The sequence below is a fragment of the Acidovorax sp. BL-A-41-H1 genome, from assembly GCF_051942715.1.
In genome coordinates this window covers 645429-668922 of record NZ_JBPVJQ010000006.1, presented here as the reverse complement: position 1 = coordinate 668922, position 23494 = coordinate 645429, and the positions used below count along the sequence as shown (strand labels likewise).

Sequence of the window (23494 nt, the reverse complement as noted above, 5' to 3'; positions counted from 1 at the left end):
GGTGATGCTTTCAGGATCGCAGGGGTACGGCATGCTGGCGGTGGAGTTTCCGCCGCTGGGCTACGCCATGCTGTTCTGGGTATTTGCCACGCTCGTCGTGGTGGTGTGCCAGCGGCTGGTGGAACACACAGCCCATTCGGTAGACCCGTCGAGCCGGCGCATCAGTGCATCGCACTCGGCGCTGTGCATCGGCTGCATCGTGTGGGCGCTCGATGTGGTCGGGCTGTTCATGTATGCCGAACTCAAGCCCCACGCGATGGCCCTGGACCTGCTGCCAGCGCTCAGCGGGTTGATCATCATGGTGGCGAGCACACGGCTGGCACTGCCGGTGCTCAGCACCAGCACGAGCAAGCTGCGCATCACCATGGCCAGCGTGCTCCTGGGCGCGGGGATGCTGGCGGCGCACTTCATGGTGACACGCGACCATGTAGAAAGCTTCCGTACCGTCCAGTGGCTTGCCATCGGGATTGCGCTGGTGTTGGCCACGAGCATCGCGGTGGTCACATCGCTGCACCACCGCCTGACCCGCTATACCCCGCTTGCGCTGCACCCCCAGCACCGGCGAGAGGCCTGGCACCAGCACGCACTGGCCGGGCTGGCAGTGGTGGTACTGCACTGGCTGGTGGTCAACGCTTTTCCCCTGCACGCAGATGGGCCGAGCCAGCCGAGCGGCGGTAACGGGCTGATGCTGATCGTGCTGCTGTTTGGTGTGGCGCTGGCCGTAGAGCAGCTGAGCAACATGCGCTCCGATGCCAGCCGCCAGGCCATGCTGCGCAAAGGCATGTCGATGATGCGGGCCTCCAGCGTCCTGCAGTCGGAACGCCTGGACAGCCAGCTGCCGCTCATTGCCGACAACCTGGAGCGGCTGATGCAGCGCAGCGCGCTGGCCCTGCATTTCCAGCCCATGGTCGACGCCAGCCAGCGCGGGCCCGCGCAGTTCGAGGCGCTTCTGCGCATCAATGACACGCGGCTGGGCGCCATCAACCCCGAGGCATTCCTGCTGGTATGCGAACTGCAGGGCAAGACAGTGGTGGTGGACAAGCTGATCCTGCGCAACGCCATGGACTGCATCGTGCAGTGGCAGGCGCGAGGGCTTCATGACGCGTCGGTCAGCGTGAATGTGGCACCGGCCACGCTGCTCGATGTGGGCTTTGTGCCCTGGCTGCGCGAGGAGATGGCTGCCCGCAAGCTCTACCAGACCGCGCTCAAGCTCGAAATCACCGAACACGCCTTCATTGCGCTGGGCCCGCAGATGCTGCTGGCGATCCGCGACCTGAGCGCGATGGGCGTTGCCGTGGTGATGGACGACTTCGGTGCAGGCTATTCCTCGCTCGGCATGCTGGCCGACCTGCCCATTGCCGGCATCAAGTGCGACCGGCTCTTTGTGCGCGAGCTGGCCAGCGACAAGCGACGGCAGCTGCTGCTGGGCCACATCGGCACGCTGGCTGGCGCGTTCGGACTCACGGTGGTGGTCGAAGGCGTCGAATCCGCCGCCGAACTGCGCGCGGTGTCGGCGGCCGGGTTGCACATCATCCAGGGCCACCTGCTGAGCAAGCCCATGCCTGCCGACGACGTGCCCGCATGGTGCGCCGCTCAGCTGGAGCCCCGGCGTTCGGCACTGCAGGCACTGCTGGCGCAGCCGCTGCCCGCAGAGCCCGTACCCGGTCCATCGGGCACCCCCCCGGGCGCCGCGGTGCTGCCGCAAGCGGAGGCGGGTCGCTGAAGGTAGCCCAGAGTCAGGGCTGCCCGAAACCCAGCTTCTGCAAAACCGCGCGTGCTGCCGGCTCCCGCAGCGTTGCCGCGAACGCCAGCGCAGCCGGGGACGCATCGCCACGCACGGTCAGGCCGTAGGCGGCACCAACCTGTAGCGCAGCCGGGAGCTGCACCACGCGCAAGCGGGGCACCTCGGTCTGTGCGGCCACGGCGTTGGTGCAGTACGTCAGAAACACATCGGCCTGGCGCTGGTCCATCACCCATGCGTAGGTACCGCGGCCGGCGGGCGGCTTGGGCGAATCCGCACCACCCGTGAGCTTCAGTGCCTTGCGATCGAGCTGGGCATAGGCGCCTGGCTGAATCGTCTCCGCCTGGCGGAACAACGCCCAGGCATAGTCGCCCGACGGGTCGGCCCGCGGGGTGGAGGTGCCCAGGCGTACATCGCTGCGCAGCAAGGTGGCGAGCAAGGTGTCAGGGGTTGCGCTGATCTGGTCGCTGGTCAGTGCGCACAGTGCATTGCGCGTGAACACCACCGGTGGCTGCCACCCGCCACGCTCGGCGAGGCGCTGCGGGTGGCTTGTATCGGCCGACGCAAAAACCTGGGCAGGCTCGCCCTTCTCGATGCGCTCGCGCAGCAAGCCCGATGCGCCAAACGTGAGCGCCACCCTCTGGCCCGTACGGGCCTCGTGGTCGCGCGCGATCTCGGTGAACGCCTCACGCAGGCTGCCAGCGGCATACACCTGCACGGGGGTACTCTCAACCACCGGGGCCTGGGCACGGGCCATGGAGCAACCAGCCAGAGAGAGGGTCAGAGCGGCGGCAGCCACCGCGCTCCATGTCTGTGGGGGCTTGGGCATGGCCGCGCATCAAGGCGCTGCATTCGGGAAGAACAATTGCTCGCCGCCGATCTTGTAGCCCGCAATGGTTTGCTGGCCGGCAGGAGACACCACCCAGTCCACGAATTTCTGCGCATCCTGGGCTTTCACATGCGGGTGCTTTGCCGGGTTCACTGCCATCACACCGTACTGGTTGAAAAGCCGCGTGTCGCCCTCGACCAGGATGGCCATGTCTGCACGGTTTTTGAAGTTCAGCCATGTCGCCCGGTCGGCCAGCACATAGGCACCGCTGGATGCCGCAATGTTCAGGGCGGGGCCCATGCCGCAGCCGCATTCCTTGTACCCGCTGCCTTTGGCAGTGTCGGCGTTGGCCAGCTTCCAGTAGCGCAGCTCAGCGGCATGCGTACCGCTCTTGTCGCCGCGCGAGACAAAGTTGCCATTGCCTGCGGCCAGCTTTTGCAGCGCCTGCACGATGTCTTTGCCCTTGGTGCCGGCAGGATCGTTCCGGGGGCCGATCAGGATGAAATCGTTGTACATCACCGCGAAACGTTTCACGCCCCAGCCGTCGGCCACAAACTTTTCCTCGGCCGGCTGGTCATGGACGAACAGCACATCGGCATCACCGCGGCGGGCCATGTCCAGCGCCTGGCCGGTACCAAGCGCCACCACCTTCACATCCAGCCCGCTCGCCTTCTTGAATTCGGGCAGCAGGTGGCCAAACAGGCCAGACTGCTCGGTGGACGTGGTGGACGCCATCGTGATGCTTTGCGCATGGGCCATGCCATTTTCTATTGAATACATAGCAACACAGGCAAACAATACTTGGACTACAGGGCGATTTGATCGAAATTTCATGAAACAAGCTCTCCTTTGACGAACAGGCGGGCCGCCTCGGGCAGCGGGCCGTTGAAGAAGTCATGCACCGGCAGGTCGGCCACCACGCGGCCATGCTCCAGATACACCACGCGGCTGGCCAGCCGCTTGACCTGGCCCAGGTTGTGACTGCTGAACACCATGGTCATGGGCACAGTTTGCGGGGCCCGGCTGCCGCGTGCTTCGCCTGCCTCAGCCTTTTCCTCTTCGCCTTCGCCCCGCACGGCAAAGTCGGCCATCAGCGCTTCGACCTCTCGCTTGGCATGCGGATCAAGGCTGGCGGTGGGCTCGTCCAGCAGCAGCACATCGGGGCGCAGGGCCCACGCGCGCGCCAGCGCCACACGCTGCTGTTGCCCACCCGACAGCGTGCGGGCGTTCTGCCCCGCCACATCGGCCAGACCTACGCGCTGCAGCGCCAGCACCGCCTGTGTGCAGGCCTCGCGCCAGCGCGTGCCACGCAGCCACAGCGCCAGCGCCACGTTGTTGCGGGCGCTGGTGCGCAGCATGTGCGGCCGCTGGAACAGCATCGCCTGGCGCAGTGCCGGGTCGCACCGCAAGCCGCCGCCGTGCGTATCTGCCAGACCATGCAGTACACGCAGCAAGGTGCTTTTGCCGCTGCCGTTGGCGCCCACCAGTGCCACGCGCTCGCCGGGCGCGATGCGCAAGCTGACATTCGCCAGCGCCTGTACGCGGCCATAACACACGTTGACCTGCCGCAGGTCTGCCCATGCACCGGTTGCAGGCGCTGCAGCCAACCCTGCCGCCGCCACTTGCCCCGGCTTCATGCCGCCACTCCTACGGGCGTGCTGGACGCAGCTCCGTCCACACGCTCGCGCCAGCGGCGCACCAGGGCGATCAGCACGTTGAGCGCCAACACCACGGTCAGCAGGATGATGCCCAGCGCCAGTGCCAGCGGCAGGTCACCCTTGCTGGTTTCGAGCGCGATCGCAGTGGTCATCACACGTGTGAAGCCGTCGATGTTGCCGCCCACGATCATCACCGCCCCCACCTCCGAGATGGCCCGGCCGAACGATGCGATGAGCACGGTAAGAAGGGCATACCGCTCGTCCCACGCCAGCAGCAGGCTGCGCAGCAGGGGCGATGCGCCCATGGAGCGAAGCTGCTCGCCGTGGGCGCGCTCGGCGTCCTCCACGGCCTGGCGCGTGAGCGCCGTCACCACGGGCAGCACCAGCAGGGCCTGCGCCAGCACCATGGCCTTGAAGCTGAACAGCCAGCCCAGCGCGCCCAGCGGCCCGCTGCGCGACAGCAGCAGGTACACCAGCAGCCCCACCACCACCGACGGCACGGCCAGCGAGGTGTTGAGCAACGCCAGCACCGCGCCCCGGCCCGCAAAGCGCGCCACCCCCAGCCACGCGCCCAGCACCAGGCCCAGGCCACACGCCACCAGGCAGGCCGTGCCGCTGACGGCCAGCGAGCGGCCCACGATGGTCCACAGCGCGGGATCGGATTCGGCGATGAGTTTCAGCGCCGTGCTCGCGCTATCGGTCAGACTGGACATGTGTTCGGCTATCGTAGGCACCCCACCAATGTCCTGCGATATGAACACCTGTGCATAGGGTCCAACTCCACTACACGCTCAGCCGCGATGCCGGCACCGCGATGATCCGCAACCCCCTGCCCGAAATGCTGCAGGCTGTGGCCGAGCAGGGCTCCATCTCGGGGGCTGCGCGCGGGCTGGGCTTGTCGTACCGGCATGTGTGGGGTGCCCTCAAGCGCTGGGAAGACCAGCTGGGCGGCGAGCTGATCGTCTGGGGAAAGGGCCAGTCAGCGCAGCTCAGCGAATTTGGCAGCAAGCTGCTGTGGGCCGAACGCCAGGCCCAGGCCCGGCTGGCGCCGCAGATTGCCGCACTGCATGCCGACCTGGAGCGCGCCTTTGCCGTGGCGTTCGATCCCGATGCCCATGTGCTCACGCTGTATGCCAGCCACGACGATGCGCTGGGCGTGCTGCGCTCGCACGCGGCCGCACCGGGCGAAGCCGGGGCGCTGCACCTGGACATCCGGTTTACGGGCAGCGTGGATGCCATCCGCGCGCTGAACGAAGGGCGCTGCACCATCGCCGGATTCCACACGCTGGAGCAGCCGGCCGCCGGCTCGGTGGCGGCACGCACCTACCGCCCGCTGTTGCAGCCGGGGCGCCACAAGATCATCGGGTTTGCACAGCGCACGCAGGGCCTGGTGGTGGCCCCAGGCAACCCGCTGGGCCTGCACAGCCTGGCCGACGTGGCGCGCACGGGCGCGCGCTTCGTCAACCGCCCCCTGGGCTCCGGCACGCGGGTGCTGCTCGATGAGCTGCTGGCGCAGGCCGGCCTTGCGCCCGGGGAGCTGGCCGGCTACGAACGCGATGAGCCATCGCACACCGCCGTGGCCCAGGCGGTGGCGGCCGGCGCCGCGGATGTGGGGCTGGGCATTGGGCTGGCGGCACATGCGCGGGGGCTGGGTTTTGTGCCCCTGGCACAGGAGCGCTACCACCTGGCCTGCCTGAAGGACAGCCTGGAGCAACCCGCCACGCGTGCGCTGCGCACGCTGCTGCAAACGCCCGAGTGGCTGGCGCAGATGTCATCGCTCGAAGGCTATGCGCCGCTGCACTGCGGGGAGGTGCTGGCCATGAGCCGCGTGCTGCCATGGTGGCAATTTGCACGTCGCAAGGCTGTGACAGCGACTAAGAAGAAACCCTAATTGCTATTATTTTTATAGCTTTAAGTCCTTTACCGACAAGCACCATCCGCCGTCACACTGATGTCAGAATCGCTCTGCGCCCGCTCCGTAGAATCCGTGGCGTTGTAAGAATTTGTCGACTGTTGCGCCCATCTGCAAGGCAGCCGGCACATCGCATACACAGCCTTTCTATTGGAGACACCATGCAGGCTTTATTGAAATTTTCCAGAGCCATTGACGGGCTCAATGCCTTCGTCGGCAAATACGTCATCTGGCTGATCTTTGCCGCCACGGCCGTCAGTGCCATCAACGCGCTGGTGCGCAAGATCTTTGGAGTCAGCTCCAACGCCTACCTTGAAGCACAGTGGTACCTGTTTGCCTGGTCCTTCCTGGCAGCAGCCGGTTTCACGCTGCTCAATCGCGAGCATGTGCGCATCGACGTGGTCAACAGCCGCCTGCCCAAGCGCGTGCAGGTCTGGATCGACGTCGTCGGATTTGCATTCTTCTTGACCCCCCTGTGCGGCCTGGTGCTGTATCTCAGCTGGCCGCTGGTCATCCAGATGTACGAGACGGGCGAGGTCTCCGGCAACCCCGGCGGGCTGATCCGCTGGCCCGTGTGGGTGGCGATCCCCTTCGGCTTCACCTTGCTGATGCTGCAAGGCTGGTCCGAACTGATCAAGCGCATTGCCTTCCTGCGCGGCCAGGGCCCCGACCCCATGGGCCGCCTGGTGGAAAAAACCGCTGAAGAAGAACTCGTCGAACTCCTGCGCAAGCAGCAGGAAGCCGCTGCCGCCGAGAGTGCTGCGGGAACCACACCACCCGCCACGCCAGCGCGCTGAGCACGGAGCAACTTCATCATGGAATTCTTCGCGTCCAATTTCGCCCCCTTCATGTTTGCGGGGCTGATCATGTTCCTGCTGCTGGGTTTCCCGGTGGCATTCAGCCTGGGTGCCTGCGGCCTCTTCTTCGGCTTCCTTGGCATCGAGATGGGCATCTTCCCCAGCTCGGTCATGGCGTGGCTGCCCCAGCGCCTTATCGGCATCATGGCCAACGACACGTTGCTGGCCGTACCGTTCTTTACGTTGATGGGGCTCATCCTTGAGCGAAGCGGCATGGCCGAGGATCTGCTCGACACGGTCGGCCAGGTGTTCGGCCCCATGCGCGGCGGACTGGCCCTGGCCGTGATCTTTGTGGGTGCCCTGCTGGCCGCAACGACCGGCGTGGTGGCTGCATCGGTGATTTCGATGGGCCTGATCTCGCTGCCCATCATGCTGCGCTACGGCTATGACCGACGCCTGAGCAGCGGGGTGATCGCAGCATCCGGCACATTGGCGCAGATCATTCCGCCATCGCTCGTGCTGATCCTGATGGCCGACCAGCTGGGCCAGAGCGTGGGCGACATGTACAAGGGCGCCTTCCTGCCCGGCTTCCTGCTGATGGGGATGTATGTGCTGTACGTGCTGTTCCTGGCGGTGTTCAAGCCGCACCAGGTGCCCGCACTGCCCCCTGAGGCACGCACCTACCGCGAAGCCGACGGCGGTGGCGGCTACACCTCGCTCGCCGTGCTGGCGGGCCTGTCTGCCACCGTGTCCATCTTTCTGGCACGCCACATGGCCGAAGTCCACACATGGTGGGAAGGCCAGCTGGTCACTTCGGTGCCCACCGACGAAAAAGTGGTGGTCGCCATGTGCGGCGGCACGGCGGTGGCCCTGGCCATCGCGTTGCTGAACAAGGGCCTCAAGCTGGGCCTGCTGTCCCGCCTGGCAGAGCGCGTGACGTTCGTGCTCATCCCGCCCCTGCTGCTGATCTTCCTGGTGCTGGGCACGATTTTCCTGGGCATCGCCACGCCGACCGAAGGCGGCGCCATGGGTGCGATGGGCGCGTTGATCATGGCCTGGGCCCGCAAGCGCCTGGACATGAAGCTGCTCAAGCAAGCCCTGGCATCCACCACCAAGCTGTCCAGCTTCGTGATGTTCATCCTGATCGGCGCCACGGTGTTCAGCCTGGTCTTCCAGGCGGCAGACGGCCCGATCTGGGTGGAGCACCTGCTCACCACCCTGCCCGGTGGCCAGGTCGGCTTCCTGATCGCCGTGAACGTGATGGTGTTTTTCCTGGCGTTCTTCCTGGACTACTTCGAGCTGTCGTTCATCGTGGTGCCATTGCTGGCACCGGTGGCCGACAAGCTGGGCATCGACCTGATCTGGTTCGGCGTGCTGCTGGCCGTGAACATGCAGACCTCGTTCATGCACCCGCCGTTCGGCTTTGCACTGTTCTTCCTGCGCTCGGTGGCGCCTGACAAGCCTTACGTGGACCGCGTCACGCGCAAGACCATGGAGCCCGTGACAACCATGCAGATCTACCGGGGCGCCATTCCGTTCCTGCTGATCCAGCTGACCATGGTGGGCGTGCTGATCGCGTTCCCGCAGATCGTGACTGGAGCGCTGGACGCCAAGGTCGAATACAACCTGGAAAGCCTGGGCGACCAGATGCGCGAGACCCTCGGTGCGCCAGCTGGAGCCGAGTCCTACGGCGAGGAGCCGTTCGGCGCAAGCACCGAGCCCGCTGCGCCAGACGCTGCTGCACCAGGAGCTGCAGCGCCCGCTGCGGCCGCTGACGACCCGCTGAAGGCAATGGAAGATGCGCTGAAAAAGCCAGCGAACTGAAGGTAGTGAGAACTCCGGTTCTCCTCCATCCACAAAGGCCCCTCGGGGCCTTTTTTTCGTCCTGAAGCAGCGAGCACTGCTGCCCTCACAACCGATCTGCTGCGGACCACCGGGGGATACCGCATACACGCGTTGAGCACTTCAAACACTGTCTGCAAGTGACGGCACCAGATCTTGGCTCTGCCCCCTCCGGGCGCCACAGACGCTGCAAGCACGGACACCGGCTTGAGCATCGCTGCAAGCGCAGTAGGGCGCACCCGGCGACTGGCACTCAGCCGTCTAGTCTGCCCGCGCCATCCTCGTGACGACCACGGCTGGCGCATCAATCCGGGCCGCAGGCTCGCAAATCGCCTTGGAGAGCCGTCGCATTGCGTGGATGTGTCGAGGGCCGAGTTCGGGCTCAAACACTGTGCACCAGCAGCGGCCCGCGTCAGCCGCATCCAGGTTGCGCTGTGGTCGGAGCGGCCTCCGGGCCCTGAAGGCCTGCGCACGGTCCACTCACCGACCCCGCAGCGCTGCCATCAGAACGCCTCCGAGCTATGCTGGCCGACGCCGCGCTCCGGCACTGCGTCATAGCATCGCGATCAACGTGCGGTCCATGACCGGGCGCACTCGCACATCGCACTTCACCTTGCGTGTCCCCGGCGGCGCACGGCACGCAGGGGCGCGGCCGATACCTGCAAATCGGTGCGCCATGAAAAAAGCCGCGACATGCGCGGCTTGGGGGGGTGGGGAAACGGCCCGGAGGCCGTTACGGCACCAGGGTCAGATCTTGACGCCGTTCATGTACTGGTTGAACGGGTATTCGGAGAAGCGGTTCCACAGGATCTGGTCGCGCTGGAACGCACGCATGTCTTCGTAGATCTTCTTGAACTCAGGCGACTTGGCGCTGTGCTCTGCGTAAACTTCCATGCAGGCCTTGAAGCCGGCATCGATAAGCGCCTTGGGGAAGGCTGTGAGCTTGGTCTTTTCGGCCACCAGCTTCTTCAGGGCGATCGGGTTGTACGCGTCGTACTTGGCCGTCATGTCGGCAGCGGCGACGGTCATGGCAGCGTTCAGGATGGCCTTGTTTTCGTCCGACAGGGTCGCAAACTTCTTGTTGTTCACGAAGAACTCAAGGTCTGCGCCACCTTCCCACCAGCCGGGGTAGTAGTAGAACGGCGCCACCTTGCTGAAGCCCAGCTTGGCATCGTCGTAGGGGCCCACAAATTCGGCGGCGTCCAGCGTACCCTTTTCGAGCGCCTGGTAGATGTCGCCGGCCGGCATGTTTTGCGCCACCACGCCCAGCTTGGCCATGGCCTCGCCGAACACGCCGCCGCCCATGCGCATCTTCAGACCCTTGAGGTCTTCGACCGTCTTGATTTCCTTGCGGTACCAGCCGCCCATCTGGGTGCCGGTGTTGCCGCCACTGGCGGTGAAGAAGTTGTACTTTTCAAAGAACGCGTCCATCAGCTTGGCACCGTTGCCGTACTTCTTCCAGGCAGCGGACTGGCGTGCGGTAAGGCCAAAGGGCACTGCGCAGCTGAAGGCAAAAATGGGGTCCTTGCCGGTGAAGTAGTACGCAGCGGACTGCGCCATGTCGATGTTGTCGGCCTGCAGGGCGTCAACCACGCCAAAGGCGGGCATCAGTTCGCCGGCAGGGTGCACGGAAATTTCAAACTTGCCGCCCGACATGGCCTTGACCGTCTTGGACAGCATTTCGGCGCTGCCGAAAATCGTGTCCAGGGACTTGGGGAAACTGGAGGCCAGGCGCCAGCGCACCGCAGCCTGCGCGTGCACGGCAGGCGCAGCGCCCGCGGCGAGCACACCTGCGATACCAGCGTGCTTGATGATTGAGCGACGATCCATAAGTTCTCTCCGAGATGTAGTTGGCAAAAGCTGACCGGAAGTGTTGTGCACTCCCGGCCAATGGGTGGTTGTCCAAATCGATTGTAGGAATACGACCCCGCCAAACCCTGCGGGTTTTCCCCCGCAATCGGGCCAAGCGCCCCAAGCCTTCAGGATTCTGCAAGCCTCGTCTTCAGGCCGCATTGCGCAGCGCGAACTGTGCATGGAGGGCCTGTGGGTGCAGGCCGTTTTCAGATCCGCTGCGCAGACATGAAGCTGTCGTAACGGGCTTCCGCGAAGCGATACCAGAATATCTGATCACGCTGGAAGTTGCGCATGTCTGCGTAGATTTTTTTCCATTGCGCGCTTCGGGATTCATTCACCGCAAATACATCCATTGCCGCGCGAAACGATGCATCCAGCACGGGCAGTGAAAAGGGCAGCACCTTGGTTTTGGCAACCACCAGCTGTTTGAGCGCATTGGGATTCAGGGCATCGTACTTGGCCAGCATGTCGGCGTGCGCCAGCGAAGACGCAGCCCTGACGATGGCCCGGTAATCGGCCGGAAGCGCCTCGTAGGCCTTGCGGTTGACGAGGAAGTCGAGTTCGAGCCCGCCCTCCCACCAGCCGGGGTAGTAGTAGTAAGGAGCGACCTTGTTGAGCCCCAGCTTCTGGTCGTCATACGGGCCGACCCATTCGGCCGCGTCGATGGTCCGCTTTTGCAGGGCCTCGTAGATTTCACCGCCCGGCATGTCCACAGGAATGACGCCCATCGCGGCCATCACTTCACCCACAAGCCCGCCGCCGAGGCGCATCCGCATCCCCTTGAAATCCGTGACGTGCCGGATTTCCTTGAGGTACCAGCCCCCCATCTGTGTGCCGGTGTTGCCCCCGGCAAAGCTGACCATGTTGTAGCCCGCATAGAACTCGTCCATGAGGCGCCGGCCGTTGCCGTGCAGCATCCAGGCATTCATCTGCCGCGCATTGAAACCGAACGGGATGGCAGACCCCAGGGCGAATGCCTGGTTGCGGGCGTAGAAGTAGTAGGGAGCGGTGTGGGCAATCTCCACTGTGCCGCCCTGCACGGCATCCAGCACGCCGAATGCGGGCATCAGCTCGCCCGCGGCATGCACCTCGATCTCGAACCGGCCGGCGGACAGCGCCTTGACCTCCCGGGCGAACACTGTGGCGCCACCATAAATCGTGTCGAGCGACTTCGGAAAGCTGGACGCCAGGCGCCACCGCACCGCGGTCTGCGCATGTACCGCAGGGGACATGCCAGTCGCAAGCACGCTGGCGATGCCTGCGTGCCGAATGGCGGAACGACGATCCATGGGGGGTGTCTCCGAGATCAAGGACGTGGCGCAAAGCCACGCTGACGGGTGAGGGGCCGCTGAAGGCCCTGAGCCATTCTAGGTCTGCACCCGGAGCGCACCCGTTGTCGATAACCCCAACGCCCGCCTTGGGGCCGTCACCAACGGCCGATTACGGCACGAAGCGTGCCCGGATGGACCGCTCGATGCCCGCGGCATCCAGCCCCTGCAGCGCCAGCAGACGTGCGGGGTCGCCGTGCTCGATGAACACATCCGGCAGGCCCAGCTGGAGCACCGGGCGGACGATGCCCATGGCGTTCAGCGCCTCGGTCACCGCGCTGCCAGCGCCGCCCATGATGGCACCCTCTTCGACAGTGACCAGTGCGTCGTGGCCTTGCGCCACCTCGCGCAGCAGCGCCTCGTCGACCGGCTTGGCCCAGCGCATGTTGACCACGGTGGCATCGAGCTTCTCGCCGGCTTCCAGCGCCGGGTACAGCAGGGTGCCGAATGACAGGATCGCGATGCGCGGCATGGGGGCTGAGGTATCGGCAGCACCCTTGCGCACGCGGCGCACCTCGCCCTTGCCAAAAGGCAGGCCTTCCAGGCTGGCCAGCGGTACAGCACCTGCGCCGCTGCCGCGCGGGTAGCGCACGGCCACCGGGTGGTTTTGCTCAAAGGCTGTGGTCAGCAACTGGCGGCACTCGCGCTCGTCGGCCGGGCAGGCCATGCTCATGTTGGGGATGCAGCGCACAAAAGGAATGTCGTACGCGCCCGCATGGGTGGCGCCGTCTGCACCCACGAGGCCCGCACGGTCCAGCGCAAAAACCACCGGCAGGTTCTGAAGCGCAACGTCGTGGATGAGCTGGTCGTACCCGCGCTGCAGGAAGGTGGAATAAATGGCCACCACAGGCTTCACGCCTTCGCAGGCCATGCCGGCTGCAAACGTGACGGCGTGCTGCTCGGCAATGCCGACGTCGTAGTAGCGGTCGGGGAACCGCTTTTCAAACTCGACCATGCCCGAGCCTTCGCGCATGGCGGGGGTAATGCCCACCAGACGGCCGTCCTGTGCCGCCATGTCGCACAGCCACTGGCCGAAGACCTGGGTAAAGGTGAGCTTGGGCGCGGCGGAGCTGGCCACCAGCCCTACGGCGGGGTCGAACTTGCCAGGGCCGTGGTAGGCCACAGGGTCGGCCTCGGCCAGCTTGTAGCCCTGGCCCTTTTTGGTCACCACATGCAGAAACTGCGGGCCCCCCAGGCTCTTGATGTTCTCCAGCGTCGGGATCAGCGAATCCAGGTCGTGCCCATCAATCGGGCCGATGTAGTTGAAGCCGAACTTCTCGAACAGCGTGGCGGGCACCACCATGCCCTTGGCCTGCTGCTCAAAGCGCTTGGCAAGCTCCAGCAGGGGGGGCACGGGCTTGAGCACCGTCTTGCCCACGTTCTTGGCGGCGGCGTAGAACTGGCCGCTCATCAGCTGGGCCAGGTAGCGGTTGAGCGCACCCACGGGCGGGCTGATGCTCATGTCGTTGTCGTTGAGCACCACCAGCAGGTTGGCGTCGGACACACCGCCGTTGTTCAACGCCTCGAACGCCATGCCGGCACTCATGGCGCCATCGCCGATGATGGCGACCGCATGGCGGTTCTCGCCCTTGCGCCGGGCGGCCATGGCCATGCCCAGCGCAGCAGAAATGCTGGTGCTGGAGTGTGCGGTGCCAAAGGTGTCGTAAGGGCTCTCGGTGCGCTGCGGAAACCCGGAAATGCCGCCGAGCTGGCGCAACGTATGCATGCGGTCGCGCCGGCCGGTCAGGATCTTGTGCGGATAGGTCTGGTGGCCTACATCCCACACCAGACGGTCTTCCGGCGTGTTGAACACGTGGTGCAGGGCCACCGTGAGTTCGACCGTGCCCAGGTTGGAGCTCAGGTGCCCGCCGGTGCGCGAGACGCTTTCCAGCACGAAACCACGCAGTTCGGCGGCCAGCACCTTGAGGTCGGCGCGCGAGAGCTTGCGCAGGTCCGCGGGGTCGTTGATCGTCTGCAGCAGGGGAAAGGTTGTCGTGGACATTGCTATATTTCTTGTAGCTTAGAGCGCTTATAAATCATGGGCTACAGGCCATTCAGGCACCAAAACCGCCCCGTACTGGCGCAAGAGGCAACCGGGCGGCGGTATCGGCAGGGGTCCATGTCAATGCGAGCGGCGCACCACCATGGCAGCCAGTGCTGCCAGTGCGCGCGTGTCTGGCAGGCCGCTGCGATCCAGGGCCCCCAGGGCTTCGGCCAGCAGCTCCTGCGCATAGGCCTGCGCCCGCTCCAAGCCCAGCAGTGAAACATAAGTGGGCTTGTCTGCAGCAGCATCCTTGCCCGCCGTCTTGCCCAGCGTGGCCGAGTCCGCCACCACATCCAGGATGTCGTCGACGACCTGGAACGCCAGCCCCACGGCCGCGCCGTAGTCGGACAGCGCGCCAAAGGCGCCGGGCGCGGCCTGGCCGCAGACCGCGCCCATCAGCACGCTGCCCTGCAGCAGCGCGCCGGTCTTGAGGCGGTGCATGTGGCGCAGCTCGTCTTCGGTCAGGGCGCGGCCCACGCTGGCCAGGTCGATGGCCTGCCCACCCGCCATGCCGGCCGACCCGGCAGCACGTGCCAGCACACGGCACAGCGTGGCCTGGATGGCCGGTGGGATGCCGGCTTCGGCGTCGTCCGGGGCCAGCAGTTCAAAGGCAAAGGCCTGCAGCGCATCGCCAGCGAGCAGGGCCTGCGCCTGCCCGAACTTCACATGCACCGTGGGCTTGCCACGGCGCAACACGTCGTTGTCCATGCAGGGCATGTCGTCATGCACCAGCGAGTACGCATGGATCAGCTCGACAGCACAAGCGGCGCGCAGGGCCGCCTCCGCGTGGGGCTGGGCACCCTGCCCTGCCGCGCTGCTGGCTGCCTCCTGCGCAGCCAGCACCAGCAGGGGTCGCAGGCGTTTGCCGCCGTCGAGCACGGCATAGCGCATGGCTTCCCCCAGCCCGGCGGGCGCGCCGTGGCCCACCCAGCGGCCCAGCGCGGCCTCCACCGCAGCCAGATGCGCCTGGCTCCAGGATGTGAAATCCAGCGCTTGCATCTCTGGGGTGTGCCGAGGCACAGGCGCGGCGACGGCACTCATTCCTGCGTCCATGGCTGGAGCTGGCCCTCGTCCAGCACCTTGATCTGGTCCTGCACGGCTTCCAGCCGGTCGCGGCAAAAAGCCAGCAGGGTGGCGCCGCGCTGGTAGCCCGCCAGCATCTGGTCGAGGGGCATCTGGCCCGACTCGATGCTTCCCACGAGCTGCTCCAGCTCCTGCAGGGCAGCCTCGTAGCTGACCGGTTCAGAGGGAGGCGCGGGAGGGGCAGGCGTTTTGGGCATAGAGGGCGACGGGGGTGCGCAGATGCAAAACCGAAGATTTTAGGCGCAGCCCCGGGCACCGGTTTGCCCGGCGTCCCCGCAGGGCCATGTGCCCGTGAACCCTCTGTACAAATTGGCGCAGCCGGGGGACACGTTGCGTGGAATTGCGCTAGATCAGGGATCCGCGGACCGGAGCTTTTCAATACACATAAACGAGATGCGGGAATAACCCCACCGCCTATAATCCCATTCCCTTTCGAGCCGGCCGTCTTCTGAGCCGGTTTTCTTTTTCCAGATGCGCTCTCATGGGCGCACCTCCCGCACTTTTTTCCTGTGGGGAGTCTTTAGGTCAGGTCACCCATGTCTGATTTAAGTCTTCAACTGCAGCAGGCTGCAAGCCAACTACCAGTTTCAAGCTACTTTGACGATGCGCTGTTCCAGCGCGAGCTGGACACCATCTTCCAGCGCGGGCCCCGTTATGTGGGGCACCAGCTGGCCGTACCCAACGCGGGCGACTACTATGCGCTGCCCCAGGAGGGCGAGGGCCGCGCGCTGGTGCGCAATGCACAGGGCGGCATCGAACTGGTCTCCAACGTGTGCCGCCACCGCCAGGCCGTCATGCTCAAGGGCAAGGGATCGCTGCACACCCAGCAAAAGGGAAGCGCGGGCGGCAATATCGTGTGCCCCCTGCACCGCTGGACCTACAGCCCCAAGGGCGAACTGCTGGGCGCCCCGCATTTCGCCAACGACCCGTGCCTGAACCTCAACAACTACAAGCTGCGCGAGTGGAACGGCCTGCTGTTTGAAGACAACGGCTACGACGTGGCTGCCGATCTGGCCCACATGGGCCCGAAGGACGACCTGAGCTTTGAGGGTTACGTGCTGGACCATGTGGAAATGCACGAGTGCAACTACAACTGGAAGACCTTCATCGAGGTCTATCTGGAGGACTACCACGTGGGCCCCTTCCACCCGGGGCTGGGCAGCTTTGTCACCTGCGACGACCTGCGCTGGGAGTTCGGCAAGAACTATTCGGTGCAGACCGTGGGCGTGGCCAACCGCCTGGGCAAGGCGGGCAGCCCCGTGTACGAGCGCTGGCACGAGGCGCTGCTGGCCTACCGCGAGGGCAAGCCGCCCAAGCATGGCGCCATCTGGCTCACGCTGTACCCGCACATCATGGTCGAGTGGTACCCGCATGTGCTCACGGTGTCCACGCTGCACCCTATCAGCCCGACGAAGACGATGAACATGGTGCAGTTCTACTACCCCGAGGAGATCGCGGCATTCGAGCGCGAATTCGTCGAGGCGCAGAAGGCCGCGTACATGGAAACGTGCATCGAGGACGACGAGATAGGCGAACGCATGGATGCCGGCCGCAAGGCGCTGCTGGCGCGGGGCGACAACGAAGTGGGCCCCTACCAAAGCCCGATGGAAGACGGCATGCAGCACTTTCATGAGTGGTACAGGGAAGTAATGCCCCCCCCTGAGTCGCCTTTGGTGCCTTCCCCCTGAGGGGGACGCTCCCGGCGCGGCGGGGCGGGGCGGCCCTTGCGCGGGGGCGCTGGTCTGGGCCGCGCCAGTTTTTCAAGGCCTGCGCCTAGGGCCATTTTTTGAAATCCCAAACAGCGTCCTCAACACCACCCATTCGTCGGGATGGCCCCAATCGCTCTCATTACAATAGCTGCCACTGCTTGACTAACAAGCGCTGGCGGCTGTTTTCTTATCTGCACCTTGTGGTGCGCTCACCCGACTAACTGCTCCCTGATGCAAGCTCTCTGGATGGTGTTGGCCGCGTTCCTGTTTGCAAGCATGGGCGTGTGCGTGAAGATCGCTTCTGGCTTCTTCAATTCGGCCGAGCTCGTGTTCTACCGCGGCCTGATCGGCATTGCCATCCTGTGGCTGCTGGCGCGCGGCCAGAAGGTGACGCTGGCGACAAGGTACCCCGGCATGCACGCCTGGCGCAGCCTGGTGGGCGTGGCATCGCTGGGGGCCTGGTTTTACGCCATTGCCCACCTGCCGCTGGCCACCGCCATGACGCTCAACTACATGAGCAGCGTGTGGATCGCGGCTTTCCTCGTGGGCGGCACGCTGCTGGCATGGCGCCCTTCAGCTACGTCGCCGCGCCCTGCCCTGCAAGGCACCTTGATCGTGACCGTACTGACCGGCTTTGCCGGCGTGGTGATGATGCTCCGGCCCAGCCTGGATCAGAACCAGGGCTTTGCCGGGATGATCGGCCTGATGTCGGGCATGACCGCTGCGTTTGCCTACATGCAGGTGGTGGCGCTGTCGCGGCTGGGCGAGCCGGAATCCCGCACCGTGTTTTACTTTGCCGTGGGCTCGGCGGTGGCGGGCGGCGCTGCACTGCTGTTCACCGGCACGTCGGCCTGGCCGGGCTGGCAAGCGCTGTGGCTGCTGCCCATCGGCATCCTGGCCGCTGGCGGGCAGCTGTGCATGACGCGCGCCTATGCCAGCGCCAAAACCCAGCGCGGCACGCTGGTGGTGGCCAACCTGCAGTATTCGGGCATCGTGTTTGCCGCCGCCTACAGCGTGGTGCTGTTTGGCGACCAGCTTCCGCCCATCGCCTGGGCGGGCATGGCGCTGATCGTGGGTAGCGGCATTGCGGCGACAGTGCTGCGCGCACGCGCCGCGCCAGGCACACCCGCCGAAGAGCGCTGATTCGGGCCCGTGATGGGCGCGCGAACGGTCACCAAAGAAAACCCCGGCCGCAGTCTGATTGGCCACAATGTCGGCATCCGATCAACCCATTGGCGAGCACCCGCAGATGACCCCCTACACCACCCTGATTTCCGCCACTGAACTGCAGGCACTGATGGCCGGCGGCGCACCCCTGATGGTGTTCGACTGCAGCTTTGACCTGATGCAGCCCAGCGCCGGTGCGCAGCAGTACGCTGCCGCCCACATCGCCGGCGCAGTGTTTGCGGACCTGAACGAGAACCTCAGCGCAAAGCATGGCTCGCCCGGCGCCACCGGCACCCTGACGGCGCAGGAAGCCGACATGCCCGCATCCGGCGGGCGCCACCCGCTGCCCAGCCGCGAACGCTTTGCCATGTGGCTGAGCAGCGTGGGTTTTGCCAACGGCATGCAGGCCGTGGTGTACGACCGCCAGGGTGCCAACTACTGCGGCCGCCTGTGGTGGATGCTCAAGTGGGCTGGGCACGATGCCGTGGCCGTGCTGGACGGCGGGCTGCAGGCATGGCAGGCGGCGGGCGGCGCCGTCAACGCGGGCGACGAGCCGGCGCACTTCCAGTCGAATTTCATTCTCGGCGCGCCGCTGCGCCAGCTGGCCACGGCCGGGCAGGTGCTGGCCGGGCTGGGCCAACCCGGGCAAACGGTGATCGACGCGCGGGCCACACCCCGTTTTCGTGGCGAGGTCGAGCCGCTGGACCCGGTGGCCGGGCACATCCCGGGCGCACTGAACCGGCCTTTTGTGCAGAACATTGGCGAGGACGGCCGCTTCAAGCCCGCGTCCGTGCTGCGTGCAGAGTTCGACGCCCTGCTGGCAGGCCGCGATGCGCGCACCGTGGTGCACCAGTGCGGCAGCGGCGTAAGTGCCGTGCCCAACCTGCTGGCCATGGAGATCGCAGGGCTGGGGCCCACTGCCCTGTTTGCTGGCAGCTGGAGCGAGTGGTGCAGCGACCCGGCGCGGCCGGTGGAGCGCGGTTGAGGGATCTGCGGGATGCGCGGAGCTCCGCGCTGACGAGATGGCTGATGCCGCGGGGCGGGACGCTGGTCTGAGGAACTCCCAAGCAGCGCGCCCAGCCAGCATTACGGCGCGCCGCACGCATCACTGCCGTGGCGATCTGTGCAGATGCCGTGTTTTTTACATATCGGCGGATCGGGCGCCAGGCCCGGACCCGAGGGGGACGGCGAGTCCACGGCAGCACGCCTAGCCCCCTGCCATGCGGGACATTGCCTTGGTCGCGTGTAAGGCAAATTCTTACAAGGCCCACCGCACAACCAGACATGCGGCGCAGCAAGACGCCGACTTAATTTTTGATTGGGGCAGTTTCACAATCCATTTCACCGGATCACGCAAAGCCTGCAGTCTGCAGTCCACGCAAGCCCCCGGTAACTGGAACAAAGGAAGCCGCCATGACCAACGACCAAATCCTCGCAGAAATCCGCGAAGCCAATCTCACTTACCTGATGCTGGCCCAGACCCTGATTCGCCAGGACAAGGCCGAAGCGGTTTTCCGCCTGGGCATGAATGAAGAGTCTGCCGATATTCTGGCATCGCTGTCGGCAGCGCAAGTCATGAAACTGGCCTCCCGCAACACCCTTCTTTGCAGCTTCCGGGTGGACGATAACCTGGTGTGGAGCTTGCTGACCAACCACTCGGCCAAGAAGGTGGGCAACGAGGCGACCAACACGCTGCACGCCAACATCCTGATGGCCAGCCGCGTATCGGAAGTGCTGTAAGACGCACCGTCCTCAGACCTCCTTCACCTGATCGCCGAAAGCCCGCCATGACCGCCACCGCCACCAAAGCTCCCGTCAAGAGTGTCCTCAACGAGTCCAAGCAGATCGAACGCGCTGCGCTGCTCATCCAGATGGGCGCCCGCATGCAGGTGCTGGAGTCGGAAACCACGCTGTCGTACGAGCGGCTGATCCGTCTGTACAAGGAAATCGCGGGCAAGTCGCCGTCGAAGGGCCAGCTGCCGTTTTCGACCGACTGGTTCCTGACCTGGCAGGAAAACATCCACAGCTCGCTGTTTCTGAACATTTACGAGTACCTGTCCAAGGGCGTGGACCTGGATTCGGTGGAACTGCTGACCAAGGCCTACCGCCTGTACAGCGAGCAGGTGGCCACGGCCGAGATCGAACCCCTGCTGTCGTTCACCCGCGCATGGCGCCTCGTGAAGTTTGTGGACGCAGGCATGCTGACGCGCACCAAGTGCAGCCAGTGCAGCGGCCAGTTCGTGACCGAGCTGTACGAAAACCGCCACTTCACCTGCGGCCTGTGCAACCCGCCCGCCCGCGCTGGCAAGAGCAAGTCGGCAGGTGCGCTGATGCTGCACTGAGCGAGCAAACCCCAAATGCTACATAGTTGATAGCGAACAAGGCATACAAATCAAGCGCTACAGGCCGATTTCACTTGAAATCGGCCTTTTTTGCGGTCTGGGGCTGCCAATAGCCCATGCACCGCTTGCAAGCAGGCAGCGCACCGGGGGCGCACAAACGTACAGGTTTCAACGCCCCACCAAAAGCGCCCGCACGTTGTCGTCGATCGGCACCGCATAGTTGTGGGCGCTCACCACCACGTTGCCCTCCGGGCGCACCAGCTTGATGCTCACGTAAAGAATGGATGCGGAAACCGCGTAGGTCCCCACCACCACGGCCTGGGCGTCGTGCGAGCGGCTGACATCGCGCAGTTCGCGTGACAGCAGCAGTTCGCCTTGCTCGCGCTGCATGGCCACGTTGTCGCGCAGCTTCAGCTCCGTGACCGGCAGCCCGCGCTGCACCAGGCGTCCCGCAATCTGCTCCGAAAAAATGCGCCCAAGCCGCGATGATTCGCCGAGCCGGTCCACATTGACCAGCGTCGCCACCAGCACGGACTGGGTCCGGTCCAGCGGTGCACCCTGCACCAGCATGTCGGCGGCATGGTGGTTGGCGGCGATGACCGAAGTGCGCATGGCCCCACCGGAAACGCCCGCGCCCCCCGCGCTGTCGCCGTAGTAATAACTGGCGCACCCGCCCAGACACACAGCCGTGGCCATGCAGGCGGACAGGCGCAGCAGGTGGTTTGCAAGCCTGCTCATGGGCTCACCACCCGCCAGGTTTTCAGCGGCGCAGGCTGCGGCCCCGGCAGAAGTGGCTCGGGGGCCAGATACAGGAGCGCATCGTCATGGGCCACCGAATACACGTCCGATGTGCCCGCCAGATAGCGCCCGCCACTCTCGAGCGACACCACCACCAGCACCTCGGACCGGTCGGGCACGCCGGGGCGTGGATACAGCACGGGGGTGTCTTGCGCGGCCCCGCCTGCACGCCGCACCGCGGCAACTGCTGGCACAACGGACGCAGGGGCCGCCGTGACAGGCATGGGCGGCAAGATGGCGCCGAAGGCACTGGGTGCCGGCACAGGAGCCGTCTCAGCCGGTGCCGCAGCGGCAGCCACCGCAGCACCGCCCTCGGCTACCGGCGCTGCGCTGTATGCATTGGCGCCATGGAAATGCACGCCATCGCGCGCCACGCTCACACCCGCTGCCAGCGGCATCCAGTGCAGTGCACTGGAACCTGGCTGGATGTGCTGGACCACCTGCGCATCCACCACCAGGTGCACGGCGGCGGTGGGCTCGGTGGCCACCGTGATGCCACGGTCCACCAGGCGCAGGATCAGCAGCTTGCGCAGGCCCTGGTTGAACCGCGCATCGCTGCGGGCAGCAACATAAATCGGGTGCGCGCCCGGCGGCCATTCGCGCGTCTTGTCGGCAATGCGGCTGGCAATGTCGTCGGCCAGCACATCCCAGTGCTGTACGGCCCGCATGGTCTTCTGTCCCTTGGGCGCATGGCTTTCGGCAAAGGGCACATCCGGCCCTGCACACGCGGCACACAGCAACGCAAGGCCCAGAGCAGGCCATCGGCGCCAGCCACCCGTGCGTGCGCCACACGGTTCAAGTGGAGATGAATGCATGGTGGTGATGCTATGCCTGCGCGGCTTGCACCATTGCCCGAACAGGCGGGTTTTTGCGGCGCACTTTGGAGCTGAAAGCGCCGAATCCGCGCTCCAGAGCCAGCCGCCGCCGATGGCATGGCCGCCTACAAGCCGTTTGCACTTTGCTACAGCACAATCCGCGCATGACTGCGCCCGCCACCGACACCCCGCTGCCCGCTCACTCTTCCTGCCCCTCGCCAGATGCCAGCGCCGAGGCCAGAGCACCGGAGGGTGATGCAGTAGGCAAGACATCGCTTGACGGCACGGCGCCCGAGATCGCGGCGGCTGCGCAGGTGGCGCCTGGCGCAGCGCACGCAGCAGGCGCTGCCGGCGCCAGCGCGCTCCCGGCGGGCGTACCAGGGCTATCCGGCCCGCTCATGCTGCACATGCCCGTCGACGTACGCAACCTTTCGCTCGCTCTTCTGGCGCTGTTCGCGACGGTGGCACTGCTGCACTGGGCCAGCGCCGTGTTCATCCCCATCATGCTCAGCCTGCTGCTCACCACCGCCCTTCGGCCGGCGGTGGAAGGCATGTGGCGCCTGCACATTCCGCGGTGGCTGGGCGCCGGGGTGCTGCTGATCTCGATCGTTTCGAGCCTCGCGGTGGCGGGATGGTCATTGAGTGACGGGGCAGCGCAACTGGTCGAATCTCTGCCGGTGGCCGCCAAGAAGGTACGCGACAGCATCCGCGCCGAGAGCAGCCAGACCAGCACGCTCAACACGGTGCAGCAGGCCGCGACCCAGATCGAGCAGGCAGCCAGCGAGAACACCACAGCCGCCCCCCCGCGCCGAGGGGTGCAGCGCGTGATCATCGAGCGCCCGCCCTTCAATATCCGCGACTACCTCTGGAGCGGCACCATGGGCCTGGTGTCAGCGCTTGGGCAGCTCACGGTGGTGGTGTTTCTCACGTATTTCGCGCTGGCGTCAGGGAACCTGTTTCGCACCAAGCTGCTGCGCATCGCGGGCAGCAGCCTGGAGCGCCGCAAGGTCACCATCCACGTGCTGGAGGACATCACCCACCAGATACAGCGGTACCTGCTGCTGCAGGTGTTCACCAGCGTGCTGGTAGGCGTGGCCACAGGCCTGGCGTACTGGGCGCTGGGCCTGCAGAACGCGGCCGTGTGGGGCACGGTGGCAGCGGTGCTGCATCTGGCGCCCTACATCGGCTCGGCACTGGTTACGGGGGCGTCGGCCCTGGTGGCATTCCTGCAGTTTGGCACCCTCGACATGGCACTCGCAGTGGGGGGTACATCGCTGCTCATCCACACCATCATCGGGAACCTGCTGACGCCCTGGCTTACCAGCCGTGCCAGCAGCATGAGTCCGGTGGCCGTTTTTGTGAGCGTGCTTGTATGGGGCTGGCTCTGGGGCCTGTGGGGCCTGCTGCTGGGTATCCCGGTCATGATGGCTGTCAAGGCTATCTGCGACCGGGTGGAAGACCTGCGCGGGGTGGGCGAGCTGCTGGGGGACTGAGGCCTGCCAACGCGATTCGTCGCCGCGGCTTGTTCGGGGCGCGGCCTTTGCGTCCGGGTTGGCACCAGCGGACGGCTTTCGC

Annotated in this window: 21 protein-coding genes; 10 read left to right on the top strand and 11 right to left on the bottom strand. The window is 65.5% G+C overall.

From position 1 onward, the window contains the following. Positions 1 to 4 precede the first annotated feature (4 nt). Positions 5 to 1723: an EAL domain-containing protein gene (locus ACTPOI_RS16280; RefSeq protein WP_440110640.1), complete on the top strand. Its 1719-nt coding sequence runs from the start codon at positions 5 to 7 to the stop codon at positions 1721 to 1723. 13 nt (positions 1724 to 1736) lie between these two features. Here the strand turns inward: ACTPOI_RS16280 and ACTPOI_RS16275 are convergent, their stop codons facing one another. The 4 genes from ACTPOI_RS16275 to ACTPOI_RS16260 are packed head-to-tail and all read right to left on the bottom strand — an operon-like array spanning position 1737 to position 4941. Next, positions 1737 to 2570 carry a molybdate ABC transporter substrate-binding protein gene (locus ACTPOI_RS16275; protein WP_440110638.1) on the bottom strand — a complete coding sequence of 278 codons (834 nt, stop codon included), beginning with the start codon at positions 2568 to 2570 and terminating at the stop codon, positions 1737 to 1739. Positions 2571 to 2579: 9 nt separating this feature from the next. Continuing rightward, a complete protein-coding gene (locus ACTPOI_RS16270) occupies positions 2580 to 3350 on the bottom strand; it encodes a substrate-binding domain-containing protein (protein WP_440110636.1) in 771 nt (256 codons plus the stop codon). A 50-nt stretch (positions 3351 to 3400) separates the two neighbouring features. Beyond that, complete coding sequence (locus tag ACTPOI_RS16265) at positions 3401 to 4207, bottom strand: ABC transporter ATP-binding protein (protein ID WP_440110634.1); 807 nt, start codon at positions 4205 to 4207, stop codon at positions 3401 to 3403. Beyond that, on the bottom strand, positions 4204 to 4941 hold the full coding sequence (locus ACTPOI_RS16260) for an ABC transporter permease (protein WP_440110632.1): 738 nt from the start codon (positions 4939 to 4941) through the stop codon (positions 4204 to 4206). The genes ACTPOI_RS16265 and ACTPOI_RS16260 overlap by 4 nt, the downstream gene beginning before the upstream one ends. Before the next feature lie 50 nt (positions 4942 to 4991). Between ACTPOI_RS16260 and ACTPOI_RS16255 the strand changes: the two genes are divergently transcribed. The 3 genes from ACTPOI_RS16255 to ACTPOI_RS16245 all read left to right on the top strand — a co-directional run bounded on the left by ACTPOI_RS16255 (position 4992) and on the right by ACTPOI_RS16245 (position 8761). Then, positions 4992 to 6119 (top strand): substrate-binding domain-containing protein, encoded by a 1128-nt coding sequence (locus tag ACTPOI_RS16255; protein WP_440110630.1) that lies wholly within the window; start codon positions 4992 to 4994, stop codon positions 6117 to 6119. Positions 6120 to 6301: 182 nt separating this feature from the next. Further along, positions 6302 to 6937, top strand: coding sequence for a TRAP transporter small permease subunit (locus tag ACTPOI_RS16250; RefSeq protein ID WP_440110628.1), 636 nt, complete (start codon positions 6302 to 6304; stop codon positions 6935 to 6937). An 18-nt stretch (positions 6938 to 6955) separates the two neighbouring features. Next, positions 6956 to 8761 carry a TRAP transporter large permease gene (locus tag ACTPOI_RS16245; protein ID WP_440110626.1) on the top strand — a complete coding sequence of 602 codons (1806 nt, stop codon included), beginning with the start codon at positions 6956 to 6958 and terminating at the stop codon, positions 8759 to 8761. 765 nt (positions 8762 to 9526) lie between these two features. On the opposite strand, the gene ACTPOI_RS16240 is transcribed toward ACTPOI_RS16245, so the two are convergent. The 5 genes from ACTPOI_RS16240 to xseB all read right to left on the bottom strand — a co-directional run bounded on the left by ACTPOI_RS16240 (position 9527) and on the right by xseB (position 15285). Beyond that, positions 9527 to 10609: a TRAP transporter substrate-binding protein gene (locus ACTPOI_RS16240; RefSeq protein ID WP_440110624.1), complete on the bottom strand. Its 1083-nt coding sequence runs from the start codon at positions 10607 to 10609 to the stop codon at positions 9527 to 9529. Positions 10610 to 10839: 230 nt separating this feature from the next. Then, positions 10840 to 11922 (bottom strand): TRAP transporter substrate-binding protein, encoded by a 1083-nt coding sequence (locus tag ACTPOI_RS16235; RefSeq protein WP_440110622.1) that lies wholly within the window; start codon positions 11920 to 11922, stop codon positions 10840 to 10842. Between the two features lie 151 nt (positions 11923 to 12073). Continuing rightward, positions 12074 to 13963, bottom strand: a complete 1890-nt coding sequence (gene dxs, locus ACTPOI_RS16230; RefSeq protein WP_440110620.1) for a 1-deoxy-D-xylulose-5-phosphate synthase — start codon at positions 13961 to 13963, stop codon at positions 12074 to 12076. Positions 13964 to 14083: 120 nt separating this feature from the next. Next, positions 14084 to 15046 (bottom strand): polyprenyl synthetase family protein, encoded by a 963-nt coding sequence (locus tag ACTPOI_RS16225; protein WP_440110618.1) that lies wholly within the window; start codon positions 15044 to 15046, stop codon positions 14084 to 14086. Next, positions 15043 to 15285 (bottom strand): exodeoxyribonuclease VII small subunit, encoded by a 243-nt coding sequence (gene xseB / locus ACTPOI_RS16220; protein ID WP_440110616.1) that lies wholly within the window; start codon positions 15283 to 15285, stop codon positions 15043 to 15045. Before xseB ends, ACTPOI_RS16225 begins: the two co-directional genes overlap by 4 nt. A gap of 339 nt (positions 15286 to 15624) precedes the next feature. On the opposite strand from xseB, the gene ACTPOI_RS16215 reads away from it, so the two are divergent. From ACTPOI_RS16215 to flhC, 5 genes are all read left to right on the top strand, one after another. Then, positions 15625 to 16776 carry an aromatic ring-hydroxylating oxygenase subunit alpha gene (locus ACTPOI_RS16215; protein ID WP_440110614.1) on the top strand — a complete coding sequence of 384 codons (1152 nt, stop codon included), beginning with the start codon at positions 15625 to 15627 and terminating at the stop codon, positions 16774 to 16776. 252 nt (positions 16777 to 17028) lie between these two features. Then, positions 17029 to 17940, top strand: a complete 912-nt coding sequence (locus ACTPOI_RS16210; protein ID WP_440110612.1) for a DMT family transporter — start codon at positions 17029 to 17031, stop codon at positions 17938 to 17940. A 106-nt stretch (positions 17941 to 18046) separates the two neighbouring features. Further along, a complete protein-coding gene (locus ACTPOI_RS16205) occupies positions 18047 to 18949 on the top strand; it encodes a sulfurtransferase (protein WP_440112646.1) in 903 nt (300 codons plus the stop codon). A 428-nt stretch (positions 18950 to 19377) separates the two neighbouring features. After that, complete coding sequence (gene flhD, locus ACTPOI_RS16200; protein WP_069103380.1) at positions 19378 to 19704, top strand: flagellar transcriptional regulator FlhD; 327 nt, start codon at positions 19378 to 19380, stop codon at positions 19702 to 19704. Positions 19705 to 19751: 47 nt separating this feature from the next. Continuing rightward, positions 19752 to 20306, top strand: a complete 555-nt coding sequence (gene flhC / locus ACTPOI_RS16195) for a flagellar transcriptional regulator FlhC (RefSeq protein ID WP_440110609.1) — start codon at positions 19752 to 19754, stop codon at positions 20304 to 20306. Between the two features lie 168 nt (positions 20307 to 20474). Here flhC and ACTPOI_RS16190 read toward each other — a convergent pair whose 3' ends face one another. After that, positions 20475 to 21044, bottom strand: coding sequence for a FlgO family outer membrane protein (locus ACTPOI_RS16190; RefSeq protein ID WP_440110607.1), 570 nt, complete (start codon positions 21042 to 21044; stop codon positions 20475 to 20477). Beyond that, positions 21041 to 21814: a hypothetical protein gene (locus ACTPOI_RS16185; RefSeq protein ID WP_440110605.1), complete on the bottom strand. Its 774-nt coding sequence runs from the start codon at positions 21812 to 21814 to the stop codon at positions 21041 to 21043. The genes ACTPOI_RS16190 and ACTPOI_RS16185 overlap by 4 nt, the downstream gene beginning before the upstream one ends. Before the next feature lie 269 nt (positions 21815 to 22083). On the opposite strand from ACTPOI_RS16185, the gene ACTPOI_RS16180 reads away from it, so the two are divergent. Next, complete coding sequence (locus ACTPOI_RS16180) at positions 22084 to 23412, top strand: AI-2E family transporter (RefSeq protein ID WP_440110603.1); 1329 nt, start codon at positions 22084 to 22086, stop codon at positions 23410 to 23412. The last annotated feature ends 82 nt before the right edge of the window (positions 23413 to 23494 follow it).